17 protein-coding genes are annotated in these 17,661 nt (G+C 60.7%); 12 read left to right on the top strand and 5 right to left on the bottom strand.

Annotated features, from left to right (window positions below; translation table 11 throughout):
• Positions 1 to 47 precede the first annotated feature (47 nt).
• Positions 48 to 1,223, top strand: coding sequence for an MFS transporter (locus tag RAN89_RS12235; protein ID WP_313866569.1), 1,176 nt, complete (start codon positions 48 to 50; stop codon positions 1,221 to 1,223).
• A gap of 21 nt (positions 1,224 to 1,244) precedes the next feature.
• Entirely contained in the window at positions 1,245 to 1,991 is a 747-nt protein-coding gene (locus tag RAN89_RS12230) for an acetyltransferase domain-containing protein (protein ID WP_313866568.1), read from the top strand.
• A 52-nt stretch (positions 1,992 to 2,043) separates the two neighbouring features.
• Here RAN89_RS12230 and RAN89_RS12225 read toward each other — a convergent pair whose 3' ends face one another.
• From RAN89_RS12225 to RAN89_RS12205, 5 genes are read right to left on the bottom strand one after another with little or no spacing between them, the layout of a single operon-like run.
• On the bottom strand, positions 2,044 to 2,826 hold the full coding sequence (locus tag RAN89_RS12225) for a foldase protein PrsA (protein ID WP_313866567.1): 783 nt from the start codon (positions 2,824 to 2,826) through the stop codon (positions 2,044 to 2,046).
• A 21-nt stretch (positions 2,827 to 2,847) separates the two neighbouring features.
• The gene (locus RAN89_RS12220) at positions 2,848 to 3,144 is read right to left on the bottom strand and encodes a BolA family protein (protein WP_313866566.1); all 297 of its coding nucleotides are present in this window, start codon (positions 3,142 to 3,144) and stop codon (positions 2,848 to 2,850) included.
• Positions 3,141 to 3,722 (bottom strand): septation protein A, encoded by a 582-nt coding sequence (locus tag RAN89_RS12215; protein ID WP_313866565.1) that lies wholly within the window; start codon positions 3,720 to 3,722, stop codon positions 3,141 to 3,143. Before RAN89_RS12215 ends, RAN89_RS12220 begins: the two co-directional genes overlap by 4 nt.
• The gene (msrB, locus tag RAN89_RS12210) at positions 3,719 to 4,126 is read right to left on the bottom strand and encodes a peptide-methionine (R)-S-oxide reductase MsrB (protein ID WP_313866564.1); all 408 of its coding nucleotides are present in this window, start codon (positions 4,124 to 4,126) and stop codon (positions 3,719 to 3,721) included. Before msrB ends, RAN89_RS12215 begins: the two co-directional genes overlap by 4 nt.
• A 42-nt stretch (positions 4,127 to 4,168) precedes the next feature.
• Positions 4,169 to 5,653: a protein adenylyltransferase SelO gene (locus RAN89_RS12205; protein ID WP_313866563.1), complete on the bottom strand. Its 1,485-nt coding sequence runs from the start codon at positions 5,651 to 5,653 to the stop codon at positions 4,169 to 4,171.
• Between the two features lie 137 nt (positions 5,654 to 5,790).
• Here RAN89_RS12205 and RAN89_RS12200 point away from each other — a divergent pair, with 137 nt between their 5' ends.
• The 10 genes from RAN89_RS12200 to RAN89_RS12155 all read left to right on the top strand — a co-directional run bounded on the left by RAN89_RS12200 (position 5,791) and on the right by RAN89_RS12155 (position 17,656).
• Positions 5,791 to 7,419: a 3-(methylthio)propionyl-CoA ligase gene (locus RAN89_RS12200; RefSeq protein WP_313866562.1), complete on the top strand. Its 1,629-nt coding sequence runs from the start codon at positions 5,791 to 5,793 to the stop codon at positions 7,417 to 7,419.
• Between the two features lie 154 nt (positions 7,420 to 7,573).
• Positions 7,574 to 9,673, top strand: a complete 2,100-nt coding sequence (locus tag RAN89_RS12195; protein ID WP_313866561.1) for a 3-hydroxyacyl-CoA dehydrogenase NAD-binding domain-containing protein — start codon at positions 7,574 to 7,576, stop codon at positions 9,671 to 9,673.
• Between the two features lie 38 nt (positions 9,674 to 9,711).
• A complete protein-coding gene (locus RAN89_RS12190) occupies positions 9,712 to 10,887 on the top strand; it encodes an acetyl-CoA C-acyltransferase (RefSeq protein ID WP_313866560.1) in 1,176 nt (391 codons plus the stop codon).
• Positions 10,888 to 10,970: 83 nt separating this feature from the next.
• A complete protein-coding gene (locus tag RAN89_RS12185; protein ID WP_313866559.1) occupies positions 10,971 to 12,803 on the top strand; it encodes an acyl-CoA dehydrogenase in 1,833 nt (610 codons plus the stop codon).
• A complete protein-coding gene (locus RAN89_RS12180; RefSeq protein WP_313866558.1) occupies positions 12,803 to 13,027 on the top strand; it encodes a hypothetical protein in 225 nt (74 codons plus the stop codon). The genes RAN89_RS12185 and RAN89_RS12180 overlap by 1 nt, the downstream gene beginning before the upstream one ends.
• Positions 13,028 to 13,122: 95 nt before the next feature.
• A complete protein-coding gene (locus RAN89_RS12175; RefSeq protein WP_313866557.1) occupies positions 13,123 to 13,914 on the top strand; it encodes an SDR family oxidoreductase in 792 nt (263 codons plus the stop codon).
• The gene (locus tag RAN89_RS12170; protein WP_313866556.1) at positions 13,911 to 14,375 is read left to right on the top strand and encodes a PaaI family thioesterase; all 465 of its coding nucleotides are present in this window, start codon (positions 13,911 to 13,913) and stop codon (positions 14,373 to 14,375) included. Before RAN89_RS12175 ends, RAN89_RS12170 begins: the two co-directional genes overlap by 4 nt.
• 82 nt (positions 14,376 to 14,457) lie before the next feature.
• Complete coding sequence (locus tag RAN89_RS12165) at positions 14,458 to 16,140, top strand: isovaleryl-CoA dehydrogenase (RefSeq protein ID WP_313866555.1); 1,683 nt, start codon at positions 14,458 to 14,460, stop codon at positions 16,138 to 16,140.
• Between the two features lie 17 nt (positions 16,141 to 16,157).
• Positions 16,158 to 17,096, top strand: coding sequence for a glutathione S-transferase family protein (locus RAN89_RS12160; protein ID WP_313866554.1), 939 nt, complete (start codon positions 16,158 to 16,160; stop codon positions 17,094 to 17,096).
• Positions 17,093 to 17,656 (top strand): GNAT family N-acetyltransferase, encoded by a 564-nt coding sequence (locus RAN89_RS12155; protein WP_313866553.1) that lies wholly within the window; start codon positions 17,093 to 17,095, stop codon positions 17,654 to 17,656. Before RAN89_RS12160 ends, RAN89_RS12155 begins: the two co-directional genes overlap by 4 nt.
• Positions 17,657 to 17,661: the final 5 nt, after the last annotated feature.

The following is a 17,661-nucleotide window of genomic DNA, read 5'->3' as shown; positions in this document are numbered from 1 at the left end:
CAGGTGCCTGGCGTATGCATTAGAGCTGGCTACACTCACCCGCTCCCATGAGCACATTACCCACTACCCATTGGCCGCGCGTATTCCTGTTGTGGGGCTGTGGCATTCTGGCGGCCCTGCAGTTCGCCAAAATCTCCCTCGCTTTCCAGCTCCTCCAAACCCACTATGGAGTGAGCCCCGCACAGATGGGGTGGGTACTGTCGATGGTCGGGGTGGTGGGGCTGACTCTGGGTGTCAGCATGGGCTTGCTGGCTACCAAGGTCGGGTACCGGCGGCTGCTCGTGGGTGGTTTGTCGCTGGGGGCCGTTCTGGCTGCGCTTCAAGCGCTGGATTTGCCCTTTTATGCTTTCTTTGCAACCCGTGTGCTCGAGGGCGCCTCCCATCTGTCCGTGGTGGTCGCCGCCCCCACGCTGATGGCAGCTGCTGCCGGACCACAACACCGCTCGGTGGCGATGGGCTTGTGGAGCACCTTTGTAGGTACCGCGTTTGCCTTGTGCGCCGCCTTCGGTCCCTCTTTTCTGACGTTGTACGGCGTTCATTCGCTGTTTGCCTTGCATGCGGCACTCTTGTTTCTGGCATGCGCAGGGGTCTGGCGCTTGATTCCTGAAGACGCTGCGCGGTTGCCGGATCCCGTACGCACCAGTCTCTTGGCACGCCATGTGCGCATCTACACCCAGTGGTCCACGGCCTTGCCGGGCCTGTGCTTCTTTTGCTACACCGGTATGGCCGTCGCATTGCTGACTTTTCTGCCCCAAGCCTTGCCGCCCGGCCAACAGTGGGCCGCTGCAGCGTTGCCGTTTACCGGCATGGCAGGCACCTTCGGGGCGGGCTGGCTTACCCGGCGCTTAAGCCCCATGCGCCTGCTTCGCTGGGTGTATCCCTTGCTGGCCTTGACGGGTTTTGCTTGCGCTTTGGCAGCGTCGGCCCAATCGGGTTACACGGCAGCTGCTTTGTTGCTGATGGCTATCTCCGGCTTGGCGGGTGGCACGGCCTTCGCGTTGATTCCGTTTTTGAACAAAGATGCGGCTCAACAAGCGCGTGCCAACGGGGCTGTCGCCCAGATGGGTAATCTGGGGGCGACCTTGGGTCCGCCCACTTTTGCGTTTGTTCTGGCTCAGCAGCCCGCATGGGGACTCGCACTTCCGGTGGTGGTTTTGGCCGTGCTCGGAAGCACCATCTTGCGTTGGGGCAGGCGCCAACAAGATACCCCGGTTGTGCACTGAGCTGCCGTTTAGACTGCAGGCATGACTGTTCGCCGCTTTGAGAATCTGGACGTGATCCGTGGCTTCGCCATGGTGTGGATGACGTTCTTTCATTTTTGCTTCGACCTGAATAACGCCCGCCTCATCCAGCAGGATTTTTACCGGGACCCGCTTTGGACCTGGCAGCGCACCTGCATCCTGAGCCTGTTCCTGTTGTGTGCCGGGGCAGGGCAGGCCGTTGCACAGCGCCAAGGTCAAAGCTGGCGCCAGTTCGCTCGGCGATGGCTGCAGATTGCGGGTGCGGCCGGGCTGGTATCGCTGGGCTCATGGTTCATGTTTCCCAAGAGCTACATCTATTTCGGGGTGCTGCACGGCATGGCCGTCATGCTGCTGCTCGTGCGCCTGATGGCACCGTTGGGTGTGTCGTGCGCAGGCGCCGGAGGGCTGGTGATTGCTACCCATTTGATAGCTGGCTCCGCAATATCTGCGGGCGCCAGCAGCTTGTTTGGCTTGGATTTTGATGGACGCGGGCTCAATTGGCTGGGTTTGATTACCCGCTTGCCCATCACTGAAGACTATGTGCCCTTGTTCCCTTGGCTGGGCGTGATGTTGCTGGGATTTGCGGGCATGCAGTTGCTGCTGAACCGATCCCCCCATCTGTCCCCCAAAACGCCCGGCACCAGAGCCCATAGGGCATTGGCACGCTTGGGCCGCTACAGCCTGAGCTACTACTTGCTTCACCAGCCGGTGATGCTGGGCCTCTTGTGGCTGGCCGGCTTTGGGTTTTAGGCAACAAAAAAGCGGCCTGAGCCGCTTTTTTGAGTGAACCGGAGTCCGGGACTTATTCGACCTTGGCTTTGGCGCGCAGGTCTTCCTGGAACTTGGCCAGCTTTTGCTGCTGAAGCTGCTGGGCGATCTGGGGTTTCACGTCTTCGTACTTGGGCAGCTGGGCTTCACGCACGTCTTCCAAACGGATGATGTGGTAACCGAACTGGGTTTTGACGGGGGCGTCTGTCATCTTGCCCTTGGACAAGCCGGTCAGCGCATCAGAGAACTCTTTCACGTAACTGCTGGCATTGGCCCAATCCAAGTCACCGCCGTTGGCGCCGGAGCCCGGGTCCTTGGAATTCTTCTTGGCTAGGTCTTCAAACTTGGCGCCTTTTTTGAGCTGGGCGATCAGGGCTTTGGCCTGATCTTCTTTTTCTACCAGGATGTGGCGTGCGCGGTATTCCTTGCCGGCGTTGGCAGACGCAAACTTGTCGTACTCAGCCTTGGTTTCTTCGTCGGTGACGGGGTTCTTTTTCTGGTAGTCCGCAAACAACTCACGGATCAGGATGGACTGACGGGTCAGTTCCACCTGGTTTTTGTACTCTTCGGTCGCATCCAGACCGCGGGCCTGGGCTTCTTGTACAAATATTTCGCGGGCAATTACCTCTTCCCGCAACTGACCCTGCATTTCAGGGGTCACAGGGCGGCCGGAACGGGCCACCTGCTGGGCCAGGGCATCCATGCGTGTCTTGGGAACTGCCTTGCCATTCACGATGGCGACGTTTTGCGCCAAGGCGGAGGAGGCGACCACCATCAGGCTGGCTGCAGCCAAGGCGGACAAAATGTACTTCTTCATACCGTTTCCTTCAGGAATGCTTTAAATCTGAGAGTTGCCAGAGGGCGAGGCTTCGGCCTCAATGGCCAAGGCGTGCAGGCCCTGATCAATGAAATCTTGCAACGAATCATACACAAGGCGATGCCTTGCTACGCGGCTCACACCGGTAAATAAGGGTGAAGCAATCTTCACCCGGAAATGGGTTCCAACCCCGCTGTCATTGGCCCCGACGTGGCCTGCGTGCTGGTAGCTTTCGTCGATCACTTGTAGTGTTACAGGTTGCAAACGTTCGCGCAGCCGTTGCTCGAGGTTGGCGGCGGTGGGTTCGTTGGCGCTCATGGGGTGGGCGGGTCCTGTTTGGAGTCATCGCCTTTCAAGTAAGGCGAGATGTACAGCCCCTGTCCGATCAGAAAGGCCAAGGGAAACACGTAGCCCCAAAGCTTGAAATTAGCCCAGGCGTCTTCGCTGAAATAAGTGGCCACATAGGCATTGCTGAGGGCCATGAAGGCGGTGTAGAAAACCCATGCCACATTGAGCTTGTTCCAGACGGCGTCAGGCAGCTCCAGCTGGCTGCCCAGCAGGGTTTTCAAGTAATTGATTTTCATGCCCCAAAGGGCCACAGCCAGCGCGATCGCCATGCCTGCATAGAGCACCGTGGGCTTCCACATGATGAAGCGTTTGTCATGCAGCGCGAGCGTGATGCCACCGAACACCAGAATCATGCCCAGCGTGATCTTGTGCATGGTGCTGAGCTTTTTGTCGATCCAGTAAATGATCGCCATCTGGGCCACCGTGGCGGCCATCAGCACCGGGGTGGCAAAGTAAATGGCTTCGTCTTTGCTGATGCCAAACCAGTCGTGCAGCTTGTAGGCTGCAAAAAACAGCAGGATGGGGATGAAGTCGAGTAAGGTTTTCATTTGGGGGTGAAGTGTAGCGAGGCCGAGTTCATGCAATAGCGCAAACCGGTCTCGGTGGGGCCGTCGGGAAACACATGGCCCAGATGCGCGCCGCATTGGCTGCACACCGTTTCCACCCGCACCATGCCGTGGCTGCGGTCGGTGATCTCGGTAATGGCGCCCGGGATCGCCAGCGAGAAGCTGGGCCAACCGCAATGGGCGTCAAACTTGGTGTCCGAGTCAAACAGCTTGGCACCGCAGCACATGCAGTGGTAGCTGCCATCGGCCCAGTGGGTCTCGTACTTGCCGGTGAAAGGGCGCTCAGTGGCTGCGTGGCGCGTCACCTGGTAAGCAACCGGCTCGGCGCCTTTCTCGGCCAACAAGGTTTTCCATTCGGCGTCGGTTTTCTGGATGGGGAATGTCATGGGAACTCCTTCAATGGGTGGATGCACGGCAGCCCTTAAAGTTCAGGAACTGCAGCTGATGGAGATGTGCGCGGCCCAGTCCGGGGGAAAGCCTGCCCACGCATCGAACTCAATATGTTCGTCGTACGGCGTCTCCAGAACTTTCAGCAAATCAGCCACCATGCTGAAATCTTTTTGCCGCGCCGCCTGAATAGCTTGCTCGCCCAAGTGATTGCGCAGCACATACTTCGGATTCGACTTCAGCATCAAATCGGCTGCCATCGCCTGTGGAATATGCGCGAGCAGCTCTGAATATGATAGCAACCAAGTATCAAACCCGGCACGGTCCAGGAAGAGGTCGCGCACCGAATCGCCTGCCGAGGCTTCATCCCTCACCCAGTGGCTCAGTCGGCGCCAGAAGATACTGAAGTCCACTTTGTCAGCGGCCAGCAACTTCAGGATGCCTTCGATCACCGGCTTGTGCGCCACTTGCACTTCGCTGAAGCCCAGCTTGGCGGCCATACGCCCGGCAAATGCACGGGGATAGATGTCCTTGAACGTCTCCAGCGCGGCAATCGCATGCTCCTGCTCGTCAATCAAGGGCATCATGGCCTGGCCCAGGCAAAAGAGGTTCCAGTAGGCCACATTGGGCTGCTTGTAAAAGGCGTAGCGGCCGCCCGTGTCAGAGTGGTTGCAGATATGAGCGGGGTCGTAGGCGTCCATGAACTGGAAGGGGCCGTAATCGATGGTCAGGCCCAGGATGCTCATGTTGTCGGTGTTCATCACCCCATGGCAAAAGCCCACCGCTTGCCAGTGTGCCACCATGTGGGCGGTGCGCTCCGTCACGGCGGCGAGCAGCGCGACGTAGGGGTTGCCGTTCCAGCGCGCGTCTGTGCGGCAGTCGGGGTAGTAGTGGTCGATCACAAAGTCGGCCAAGATTTTCAACTCGCCCGGCATGCCGTGGTGACAGAAGTGCTCAAAGTGCCCGAAGCGGATGAAGCTGGGGGCCAGTCGCGTGACGACTGCGGCGGTCTCTACGGTTTCCCGCCGTACCGGAGCATCCGACCCGGTCACGCACAGCGCGCGGGAGGTGGGGATGCCTAAGCCGTACATGGCCTCGCTGGCCAGAAATTCGCGGATGCTGCTGCGCAATACCGCCCGGCCATCGCCCATGCGGGAAAACGGTGTCAGCCCGGCGCCCTTGAGCTGCACTTCCAAGCCATTGAGCTCCCCCAACAGGATGGCACGGCCATCCCCCAGTTGCCCGGCCCATTGGCCGAATTGGTGGCCGCTATAGACGCTGGCCAACGGTTCACTGCCCTGTAGAAGCCGGTTGCCCGTAAGGGCTTGCAGCACTTCGGGGCTATCCAGATGGTTCGCATCCAGCCCTGCCCAGCGGGCGGCTGATGCGCTGGTGCCTACCCAATAGGGAGCGGGGAGTGGCGTGGGTTGCAGAGGAGCGTAGAAAGCTTCACCGAGGCCCGCGAAGCGGTTATTCCATGGGAGAGGGAGGTCCAGCGGCTCTGGCGCGGGGGGCAAATGGGGCATGGGTGAATTGTCCCGCATATGACTAATTCAGCGTCTTGCAAGGGACTTGCGCGCAGTACTATGTGTGTCGCCGAAGTTGCAACAGAATGTTTCCAGCCTTGGTGTGTTCTCCATAAAACGTAGATAGAGGTGACTTGATGTTAGGTCTGATGCAAAGCCAGCAGTTGCTGATCTCCACCTTGATGGACTTCGCCGAGCGCCACCATGGCGAGGGCGAAGTGGTGTCGCGCAGGGTCGAAGGCGATATCCACCGCACCAACTACCGGGAGGTCGCCGCCCGTTCCCGCAAAGTCGCAAATGCTCTCGATGGTCTGAACCTTGCCTTCAGCGACCGTGTGGCCACCCTGGCCTGGAACGGTTACCGCCATCTGGAGCTCTATTTCGGGGTGAGCGGGTCCGGTCGTGTGTTGCACACCCTGAACCCGCGCTTGCACCCGGACCAGATCGTCTGGATTGCCAACCACGCCGAAGACCAGGTGCTGTGCTTTGACATGAGCTTTCTGCCCATCGTGCAGGCTGTGCATAGCCGCTGCACCACCATCAAGCATTTCATTGCGCTCTGCGATGCGGACAAGCTGCCAGCGGACACCGGTATTCCCGGTCTGCAAAGCTACGAAGCCTGGATCGCCCAACAGCCCGCCACCTACACCTGGCCCGAGTTTGACGAGAACTCCGCCTCCAGCATGTGCTACACCAGCGGCACCACTGGCAACCCCAAGGCTGCGCTGTACAGCCACCGCTCCACCATCCTGCATGCCTTCGCCAGCGCATTGCCGGACTCCTTGAACATGAGTGCCCGCGATTCGGTGTTGCCCGTCGTTCCCATGTTCCACGTCAATGCCTGGGGCCTGCCGTACTCGGCGGCCATGACTGGCGCCAAGCTGGTGTTCCCCGGTCCTGCGATGGATGGCAAATCCATTTTCGAATTGATTGAGGCTGAGAAAGTCAGTTTCGCAGCAGGTGTGCCGACCGTCTGGCAAATGATGTTGTCCCATGTGCAAGCAGGAGGGCTGCGTTTTTCGACCCTGAAGCGCACGGTGATCGGTGGCTCGGCCTGCCCGCCGGCCATGATCACCGCCTTCAATGATGTCTACGGTGTGGAGGTGCTCCATGCCTGGGGCATGACAGAGATGTCCCCTTTGGGCACGGTGTGCACCTTAAAGAACAAGCACCTGACGCTGGAGCCCGCTGACAAGATGAATGCACGCCTCAAGCAAGGCCGTGGCATTTATGGCGTGGACATGAAGATTGTGGACGGCGAGGGTGCCGAGTTGCCTTGGGACGGCAAGGCCTATGGGGATCTGCTGGTCAAAGGCCCCTGGATCATCAGCGAATACTTCAAAGGCGAGGGAGGCTCACCGCTGGTGGATGGCTGGTTCCCTACCGGTGACGTTGCCACGATCGACGCCGATGGTTTTATGCAAATCACCGACCGCAGCAAGGACGTGATCAAGTCCGGCGGTGAGTGGATCAGCTCCATTGATGTGGAAAACATCGCCATGGCACACCCAGCAGTGGCCATGGCCGCCTGCATTGGCATGAAACACCCCAAGTGGGACGAGCGCCCCATCATTGCCGTGGTCAAAAAGCCGGGCAGTGAAGTCACCCGTGATGATCTGATTGCTTTCTACGACGGCAAGACCGCCAAATGGCAAGTGCCGGACGACGTGGTGTTCGTCGAAGCCATTCCTTTGGGTGGCACGGGCAAGATGCAGAAGAGCAAGTTGCGCGAACTCTTGCGTGAGTACAAGCTACCCGGTACCTGAGTCGCTTCCGAGCGGGCAAAGCAGGTTTTTTCCATAGGGAAAACCCTTTGTCCCAGCGGTGACAAAGGGGCTTTGCGGGGCGGGCAAAGCTCCTACAATCTTTAAAAAAGAACGATCGTTCTATTTTGAGATAAACCTCACCCACGGAGCCTGCATGACCGCCCAGTACCAAGTCCATGGCGATATCGCCGTCATCACCCTGAACAACCCACCGGTCAACGGTTTGGGCCTTTCCACCCGCCAGGGAATTGCAGACGGCATGGCCCAGGCTCATGCCGATGCGGCGGTCAAAGCCATTGTGATCACCGGCGCCGGCAAGGCGTTTTCCGGCGGTGCGGACATCACGGAATTCGGCAGCCCCAAGGCCCTGCAAGAACCCAACCTGATCAGCGTGATCAAGGTGCTGGAGAACTCTGCCAAACCGGTCGTCGCAGCCATCCACACCGTGGCCATGGGCGGTGGTTTGGAGTTGGCATTGGGTTGCCACTACCGCATTGCAGCGCCCGGCACCAGCATTGCATTGCCGGAGGTCAAACTCGGCCTGGTACCCGGTGCCGGCGGTACCCAGCGCCTGCCACGCGTGCTGGGCGTAGAGCCCGCACTCAACATGATTGTCAGCGGCGAGCCCGTCAAGAGCGAAATGCTCGCCATGCTGCCTGGCCAGAAGCTCTTCGACAAGCTGTCTGCTTCCGCCGAAAGCCTGGCTGAAGAAGCCCTGGCCTTCGCCCGCTCGGTGGCGGATGTGCGCCCCTTGCCACTCGTGCGCGACCTGAAGTGCAAGCATCCGCAAGGCGATGCTTATTTCCAGTTCGCCCGCAACATGGTCAAGGGCATGAGCAAAAATTTCCCGGCACCTGCCAAGTGCGTGGATGTGGTGGAAGCCGCTACCAAGAAGAAATTTGACGAAGGCATGCTGGTCGAGCGCGAGGCGTTCATCAACCTGATGTTCACTGCGGAGAGCAAGTCCCTGCGCCACCTGTTCCTGGCGGAGCGTGCAGCATCAAAAATCGCGGATGTGCCCTCGGATACAGCGCAACGCGCTATCAACTCGGTAGCAGTGATCGGCGCAGGCACTATGGGTGGCGGCATTGCCATGAACTTCCTGAACGCCGGCATCCCCGTCAAGATGCTGGAAATGAAGCAAGAAGCTTTGGACCGCGGCATTGCCACCATCCGCAAGAACTACGAAGCCCAAGTGGCCAAGAAAAAGCTCAAGCAAGACAAGTACGAGCAGCGCATGAGCCTGCTGACTACTACCCTGAGCTACGATGACCTCACCGGTACTGACATGGTGATCGAGGCGGTGTTTGAAGAGCTGGGCGTCAAGGAAGCCGTGTTCAAGGAACTGGACCGCGTGATGAAGCCCGGTGCCATCCTCGCCTCCAACACCTCGACCTTGGACGTCAACAAAATCGCCAACTTCACCCAACGCCCTGAGGACGTAGTGGGCCTGCATTTCTTCAGCCCTGCCAACGTGATGAAGCTGCTGGAAGTAGTGCGTGGCGAAAAGACCGCCAAAGACGTCATGGCGACCGTCATGTCGGTCGCAAAGAAGATCAAAAAGACCGCTGTGGTGTCCGGTGTGTGCGACGGTTTCATCGGCAACCGCATGATCGAGCAGTACGGCCGCCAGGGCGGTTTTCTGCTGGATGAAGGCTGCACCCCCGAGCAGGTGGACAAGGCCATGGAAAAATTTGGCATGGCCATGGGCCCCTTCCGCATGGGCGATCTGGCGGGCAACGACATCGGCTGGGCCATTCGCAAGCGCCGCTATCTTGAGAAGCCGCACATGAAGTACAGCAAAACGGCTGACTTGCTGTGCGAAAAAGGCCGCTTCGGCCAGAAGACCGGCGCAGGCTGGTACGACTATGTGCCCGGTAAGCGCGAGGCCATCCCGAACGCCGAAGTAGTGGCCATGATTGAAGAGCACCGCAAGGCGCTGGGCATTACACCCCGCAAGATCTCGGACGAAGAAATCGTGCAGCGCTTGGTGTTCAGCCTGGTCAACGAGGCCGCCCACATTCTGGAAGAGGGCATCGCCGCCAAGGCCAGTGATATCGACATCGTTTACATCTTCGGCTACGGCTTCCCCGCCCACCGCGGTGGCCCCATGAACTACGCCGACGAAGTCGGCCTGTTCAATGTGGTGCAAGCCATGAACCGCTTTGCCCAGAACCCGCTGGACGATGCCAAATTCTGGCAACCCGCTCCTTTGTTGGCCAAGCTGGCCGCTGAAGGCAAAACCTTCAACTGAGCCGCCGCCGTTCAAGCCCACAGAATCAAGGAATTACCATGACATCAGCAGTAATCGTTTCGACCGCACGCACGCCTTTGGCCAAAAGCTGGAAGGGGTCCTTCAACATGACGCACGGCGCCACGCTGGGTGGCCACGCCGTGGAGCACGCCATTGCGCGCGCCGGCATTGATGCCGCCGAGGTGGATGACGTCATCATGGGCTGCGCCACACCCGAAGGGGCGACAGGCGCCAACATCGCACGCCAGATCGCATTGCGTGCCGGCTGCCCGGTCACCGTCTCGGGAATGACCATCAACCGTTTCTGCTCCTCCGGCCTGCAAACCATTGCGACTGCGGCGCAACGCATCATCTCCAATGAAGGCGATGTGTATGTCGCGGGTGGTGTGGAGGCCATCTCTTGCGTGCAGCAGGAAATGAACATCCATATGCTCAATGACCCGTGGCTGAGCAAAAACAAGCCCGAGATCTACTGGAACATGTTGCAAACCGCTGAGAACGTGGCCAAGCGCTACAACATCAGCCGGGACGCCATGGACGAGTACGGCGCTGCCAGCCAGCAAAAGGCCACCGCTGCATTGGAGGCGGGTCTGTTCAAGGCCGAGATCGCCCCCATCACCGTGACCATGGGCGTAGCCGACAAGGTCATGGGCCTGATGACCAAGCAGGTCACCGTGAGCGACGACGAAGGCATTCGCGCCGGCACCACCAAAGAGGGCATTAGCGGACTGCGTTCTGCCGTGCCCGGCGGCCTCATCACGGCAGGCAATGCCAGCCAGTTTTCCGATGGCGGTGGTGCTGTGGTCCTGATGCATGAAAAACTGGCTGAGCAAAAAGGCCTGCAACCGCTGGGCCGTTTCCTCGGCTTTGCCGTGGCCGGTTGTGAGCCTGACGAAATGGGCATTGGCCCCGTCTTCGCCATCCCCAAAGTCTTGAAGCGCCTGGGCCTGACCATGAACGACATCGACCTCTGGGAGCTCAACGAAGCTTTTGCAGTGCAGGTGCTCTATTGCCGCGACAAGCTGGGCATCCCCGCAGACCGCCTCAATGTCAACGGCGGTGCGATCGCCGTGGGACACCCCTACGGCGTGTCCGGCCAACGCTTGACGGGCCATGCACTGCTTGAAGGCAAACGCCGCGGCGCCAAGCGCGTCTGTGTGACCATGTGTATCGGCGGCGGCATGGGTGCTGCAGGTGTGTTTGAAGTGCTGTAACCCGCACGACAGCTTTTGCCATCTGAATCGAGCCGGCCTGCGCACAATTCGCAGTCCGGCTTTTTTTCTATGAGACCTTGTCCATGACCCTGCGCACCACCCTCGATTTCCTGCTCCACGACTGGCTGGACACCACCGGCCTCACCAGCCGTGAGCGTTTTGCAGACCACAACCGCGAAACCATTGACGCCGTGTTGGACACCTGCGAACGCATTGCGCGGGAGAAGTACGCGCCGTTCAACCGCCTGGTGGACACGCAGGAGCCTCACTTTGATGGCGAAAAGGTCACCCTGCCGAAGGCCACCCACGATGCGTTCAAAGCCTATGCAGAATCCGGCATGTTGAGCGCTGCGCAGGACTACGACATAGGTGGCATGCAGCTGCCCTACAGCGTGGAGGCCGCAGCGAATGCATTTTTTGCCTGTGCGTCCGTCAGCATAGGCTCCAGCTTGCTGTCGGTGGGCAATGCGAATTTGCTGATGGCACACGGCACCGAATTGCAAAAGCAGGTGTTCGCCCACAAGGAGTTTTCCGGTCAATGGTCCGGCACCATGTGCCTGAGCGAGCCCCAGGCCGGCTCGTCTCTGAGTGATGTGGCCACGCGCGCAGTGCCGGATGGGGAGGGCTTTGAGTCTGACCCGCTGGGCGCGCGTTACCGCCTGCGTGGCAACAAAATGTGGATCTCCAGCGGCGAGCACGAGCTCACGGAAAACATTGTGCACCTGGTGCTCGCCAAGATTCCGGATGCGGACGGCAAGCTGATTCCGGGGACCCGCGGCATCTCGCTCTTCATCGTGCCCAAGAAGATGGTGAATGCGCAGGGTGAGTTGACGGGCGTGCGCAACGACGTGGCCCTCGCCGGGCTGAACCACAAGCTGGGCTGGCGCGGTACGACCAACACCTTGCTGAACTTTGGCGAGGGCAAGTTCCCCGTCGATGGCCAAGCGGGAGCCGTGGGCTACCTCGTGGGGCAGCCGGGCAAGGGTCTGGCGTGTATGTTCCACATGATGAATGAGGCCCGGATTGGCGTGGGCATTGCAGCCACCATGCTGGGCATGGCGGGCTACTACGCCTCACTGGACTACGCCAAAGGTCGCCCGCAAGGGCGCCCCATTACCGGTGCCGGCAAAGATGCCGCCGCTCCGCAAACCCGCATCATTGAGCACGCCGATGTGAAGCGCATGCTGCTCACGCAAAAGGCCTATTGCGAAGGTGCATTGGCTTTGGAGCTGTACTGCGCCCGCCTGATTGACGAGCAGCACACCGGCTCCGCACAAGACGCGGAAGAAGCCCGCCTGTTGCTCGAGGTGTTGACCCCGATTGCCAAAAGCTGGCCCAGCGAGTGGTGCCTAGAGGCCAACTCACTGGCCATCCAGGTGCACGGCGGTTATGGCTATACCCGCGACTTCCCGGTGGAGCAGTACTGGCGCGACAACCGCCTGAACATGATCCACGAAGGCACCCACGGCATTCAAGCCATGGACCTGCTGGGGCGCAAGGTGCTGATGGAGGAGGGCAAAGGCCTCACGCTGCTGAGCCACCGCATCATGGCCACCGTGAACCGCTGCAATGGTATTCCTGTACTGGCGCCCCATGCCAAGGCTTTGGCCCGAGCGTTGCAGGATGTGGGCGTTGCTACCCAGAAGGCGTGGTCCACCGGCGTGCCCGGCGAGGCCTTGGCCAATGCCGTGCCGTACATGCAAGCTTTCGGCCACACCGTGCTCGCCTGGATCTGGCTGGACGTGGCCGGCTGCGCGCTGGACAACGACCCGCAGCAAGAGTCCTTGGTGACGCAGGGGCATGTGGGGTGCGCAAAATTCTTCTTCCACTATGAGCTGCCGAAGATCAATGCCTGGCTGGGTGTGGTGCAATCGAGGGATCTGACTTGTGCAACATTCCCCGAAGGAGCTTTCTGATGGCATTTTTCAAGAAATACAACGGCACCACCAACGCCCGCTTGGTGCGCATGGAGCGCCTGATCTGGACGCTGATTTACGGCGGCCTGCTGGCTATCGTCTTGGGCTATTTCATTGACCAGCAAGAGGCGCAGGACGCAGCGCTGTTCTACAACTTGGGCGGCCTGGCGGTGGCCGGTGGCGTGGTGATGGTGTTCATCCGCTCACGCCTGCGCGAGGAATAGTCCCCGGAGTGACGGCATATCGCCGCCGGGACAGGCGGCATGCACGGCACTGCGCACAATGCCGTCCACGTTTTTGACAACCAAGGGCAGACACCATGACACGCACCATCCAACAACTCTTTGACCTCACCGGCAAAACCGCGCTCATCACCGGCGGCTCCCGCGGCTTGGGCCTGCAGCTGGCCCATGCTTTGGGAGAAGCCGGCGCCAAGGTGCTGATCAGTTCACGCAAAGCAGCAGACTTGGAAGAGGCGTGTGCCGAGTTGCAAGCCGCGGGCATCGACGCGCGTTGGGTCGCTGCCGACTGCGCCAAAGAGTCCGAGATTCAGCGCTTGGCCGATGAAACTCTGCAGCGCCTCGGCCACGTCGACATTCTGGTGAACAACGCCGGCGCCTCCTGGGGCGCACCCGCTGAAGACCACCCGCTGGAGGCCTGGGACAAGGTGATGAACCTGAATGTGCGGGGCTACTTTTTGCTGAGCCAGATCATCGCCAAGAAGAGCATGATCCCGCGCAAAACCGGTCGCATCATCAACCTGGCCTCGATTGCCGGGCTCAACGGCAACCCGCCTGCCATGCAAACCATTGCCTACAACACCTCCAAGGGCGCGGTCATCAACTTCACCCGCGCTTTGGCTGCCGAATGGGGCAAGTACAACATCACCGTCAACGCCGTGTGCCCGGGTTTCTTTCCCAGCAAGATGACAGCCGGTTTGTTGCAAGCCATGGGCGAAGATAACCTGGCCGCTGCCGCACCACTCAAGCGCCTGGGCGACGAAGAAGACCTCAAGGGCCTGTGCGTCCTGTATGCGTCCGACGCCGGCAAACACATCACCGGCCAATGGCTGGCGGTGGACGGCGGCGTGAGTGTGGTGACAGGGGGATGAGCAGCCTCTGGGAAAAAGCGGTGGGCTTCGGCGTTGAGATTCCCTTCGTCACCCACCTCGGTTTCGAGCTCAAGGTGTTTGAGGGCGGGCGCTCTGAGATCCGCTACACACCACGGCCTGAACACCTGAACTCGTTCAACGTCACCCATGGTGGCGCGCAAATGACCCTGCTGGACGTGACCATGGCCAGCGCGGCTCGCAGTGAAACACCTGAGCTGGGTGTGGTTACGATCGAGATGAAGACCAGCTTTATGCAACCCGCTGTCGGCGCCCTGACTGCCAAGGGCGAGCTCATGCACCGCACCGCCACCATGGCCTTTACCCAGGCCACGGTCTATGACGCAAACGGAAAAGCCTGTGCCCACGCCACCGGCACCTTCAAGTACATGAAACGCCTGGCCACCGGCGCACGCAGCGTGAACACACTGAACGCACCGGGCACCGGCATTGCCACCGACTAGCGCTTTATGGGCCAAATGTGCCTCTGGCGCCCGTTAAGCAAGCGCGAGCAGCTATCAAAAGAATAGCGTTTGAGGAGATAGCATGCACAGCGAGACCGATTTCCCGGCGACCCACACGGTGTTCAACCAGGCCGAGCCCTTGGCAGATACCGATCTGCTGGCGGGCAACCAAGCCTTGCAGAGTGCACTGGTGTTTCATGCTCCGGGCATGGATACGTCTGCGCTGCATTCCCTAGGCAAGCAAATGGGCAGCCGCGCCATGCAGACCCATGCGCGCTTGGCCAACGCCCACCCACCGGTGCTGCATAGCCACGACCGGCTGGGCCGCCGGGTGGACCAGGTCGAATTCCACCCCAGCTACCACGCGCTGATGGATGCCGCCGCCCAAGCCGGCCTGCATGGCAGCCCCTGGGACCCGGCGGCGGGTGAGGGCGCCCACCTGCGGCGGGCGGCTGCGTTCATGCTGTTCACCGAGGCTGAGCCTTCCATCCTATGCCCGATTTCCATGACTTACGCAGCGCTGCCGGCGCTGCGGGGCAACCCGGCTGTGTTTGAAGCCTGGGCACCGGGCCTGATGGCGCGGGCCTATGACCCCGGGTTCAAGCTCTACCGCCACAAACGCGGCCTGACCATGGGCATGGGCATGACCGAGAAACAAGGCGGCTCTGACGTGCGGGCCAACACCACGCAAGCCATCCCCGATGGCGAAGATGCATGGGGCCCGCGCTTCAAGCTGCTGGGCCACAAGTGGTTTTTCTCGGCCCCCATGTGCGACGCCTTTCTAGTGCTGGCGCAAAGCCCGGCGGGCTTGTCCTGCTTTTTTGTGCCCCGCATCTTGCCCGACTTTGCGGATCCGCAGTCACCCGGCACCGTGAATGCCATCCGCATCCAGCGCCTGAAAGACAAGCTGGGCAACCACGCCAACGCCAGCTCCGAAGTCGAGTTTCAGCACGCCACTGCCTGGCTGGTGGGCGTGGAGGGACGCGGCGTGCCGCAGATTCTGGAAATGGGCACCATGACCCGGCTGGACTGTGCCCTTGGCACCACCGGCCTGATGCGCCAGGCGCTCAGCATCGCGCTGCACCACACCTCGCAGCGCCAGGCCTTCGGCAAGGCCCTGATCGAGCAGCCGCTGATGCGCAATGTGCTGGCCGACCTTGCTATCGAATGCGAAGCAGCTTGCGCACTCTCCATGCGGCTCGCAAGCGCTTTTGACCATGCATCTGACCCGCATGAACTGATGATGGGCCGCCTGCTGACGCCGGTGGCCAAGTACTGGATCTGCAAGCGCGGCGCTGCTTTTGCCCAAGAAGCCATGGAATGCCTGGGCGGCAACGGCTATGTGGAAGAGGGCGGAGAAGGCACCATGGCCCGCATCTACCGCGAGATGCCGCTCAACTCCATCTGGGAAGGCGCCGGCAACATCATGGCGCTGGACCTGCTGCGCGCCCTGCGCAAGGGTGATACGGCCGCAGCCCTGGCCCGTGAATTGGCTCCCGCCCGCGGAGCCCACCCCGCACTCGACAGGCTGGCAGCATCCTTGCCCACGCGGGTGGAACTCATGGCTACCGAGATGGAAGCCCGCCGCCTCGCACAAGACGTGGCACTCGCCGTGCAAGCTGCGCTCTTGTACCAAACGGCTCCCTCTGCGGTGTTCGAGGCGTTTTGTGATTCACGGCTGGGTGGCAACTGGGGCTACAGCTTCGGCACCCTGGGTGCTGAGGTGGACTTTGACGCCATCCTGCAGCGCGCCATGCCTTATTGATTTTTCTGGAGAAACCCATGACTGACCTCATTCTTCACCACTACCCCACCTCGCCTTTTTCTGAAAAGGTGCGCCTGGTGCTGGGCTACAAACAGCTGGCCTGGAAGTCGGTCATCATCCCAGCCATCATGCCCAAACCCGATGTGGTGGCCCTGACCGGCGGCTACCGCAAAACGCCGTTTCTTCAAGTCGGCGCTGATGTGTACTGCGACAGCGCCCTGATCTGCGAAGTGCTGGAGCAGCTGCGGCCCACACCGACCCTCTACCCCGAAGACGACAAGGGCCTGAGTCGCATCGTTGCGCAGTGGGCGGACAGTACTTTGTTCTGGGCCGCCATGGCCTACAACCTGCAGCCCAAAGGGGCGGCCAGCATGTTTGAAGGCGCCCCCCCAGAGGCGGCCAAGGCCTTCGGCGCCGACCGCGCCGCCATGTCCAGCGGCATGACGCGCCTGCGCCCTGGTGACGCTGCTGCGGCCTACAAGAGCTACCTGCGCCGCATCGCCAGCATGCTCGAAGGCCAGGACTTTTTGCTAGGCAGTGCCCCCTGCGTGGCCGACTTTGCCGCCTACCACCCGTTGTGGTTTACCGCCAAACGGGTGCCAGTGATGGCCGACATCCTGAACGCGACCCCCTCAGTACAGGCCTGGATGGCACGCATGGCAGCCATCGGTCACGGTAGCTTTGAGAAGCTGTCTGCTACAGAAGCCATAGCAGCTTGCGCAAATGCGGCGGGCGCTACAGCCCCATTGGACACCTATTTCCAGGACGAACACGGTATCCCTTTGGGCAGCGAAGTGACCATCGCCGCCGAAACCTTCGGCCAGGAAACGACGGCCGGCACCTTGGTCGCTGCCACCCGCACCCGCTTTACCTTGAAGCGCGTGGACGAGCGCGCCGGTACCGTGCATGTGCACTTTCCGCGCATCGGCTATGTGCTTAAGGCGGCGCAGGCATGAGTTTGGACATCCAATGGCATTGGCTCACTTTTGATGCGCTGAGCTGCGACCAGTTGTACGAATTGCTGCGACTGCGCAGCGAGGTGTTTGTGGTCGAACAGAACTGTGTGTTCCAGGACATGGACAACCTCGACCAACAAGCCATGCACCTTCTGGGAGTGAGGGTGGCGGCGGGTTCTGCGCAGGTCAAGGAGGAGCCCGCGAAGCGGGCGGGGGACACGGAGCAGAGCCCGCTGCCACTCTCACTCCCCAGCGAGTTTGTTGGGCAAACTAACGCGGAACTCATTGCTTACGTGCGATGCTTTCCCGCCGGCGTAACGTTCGACGAAGCCAGCATTGGCCGCGTGGTGACCAAGCCCGACACCCGCGGTGGTGGGCTCGGCCACTTGTTGATGGCTGAGGCCGTCAAAGCGCTGGAAAGCGAGTGGGGCCCTCAACCGATTCGCATCGGCGCGCAAGCCCACCTCAAGTCCTTTTACGAGCGACACGGCTTTGTGGATGTGGGCAAGCCCTACATCGAAGACGGCATTCCGCACCTGGAAATGCTACGCGGCGCCTGAAAAGC

The sequence above is a fragment of the Rhodoferax mekongensis genome (assembly GCF_032191775.1).
Lineage (GTDB): Bacteria > Pseudomonadota > Gammaproteobacteria > Burkholderiales > Burkholderiaceae_C > Allorhodoferax > Allorhodoferax mekongensis.
The sequence above is the reverse complement of the archived record's forward strand: the minus strand, read 5'-3'. Positions and strand labels throughout refer to the sequence as shown.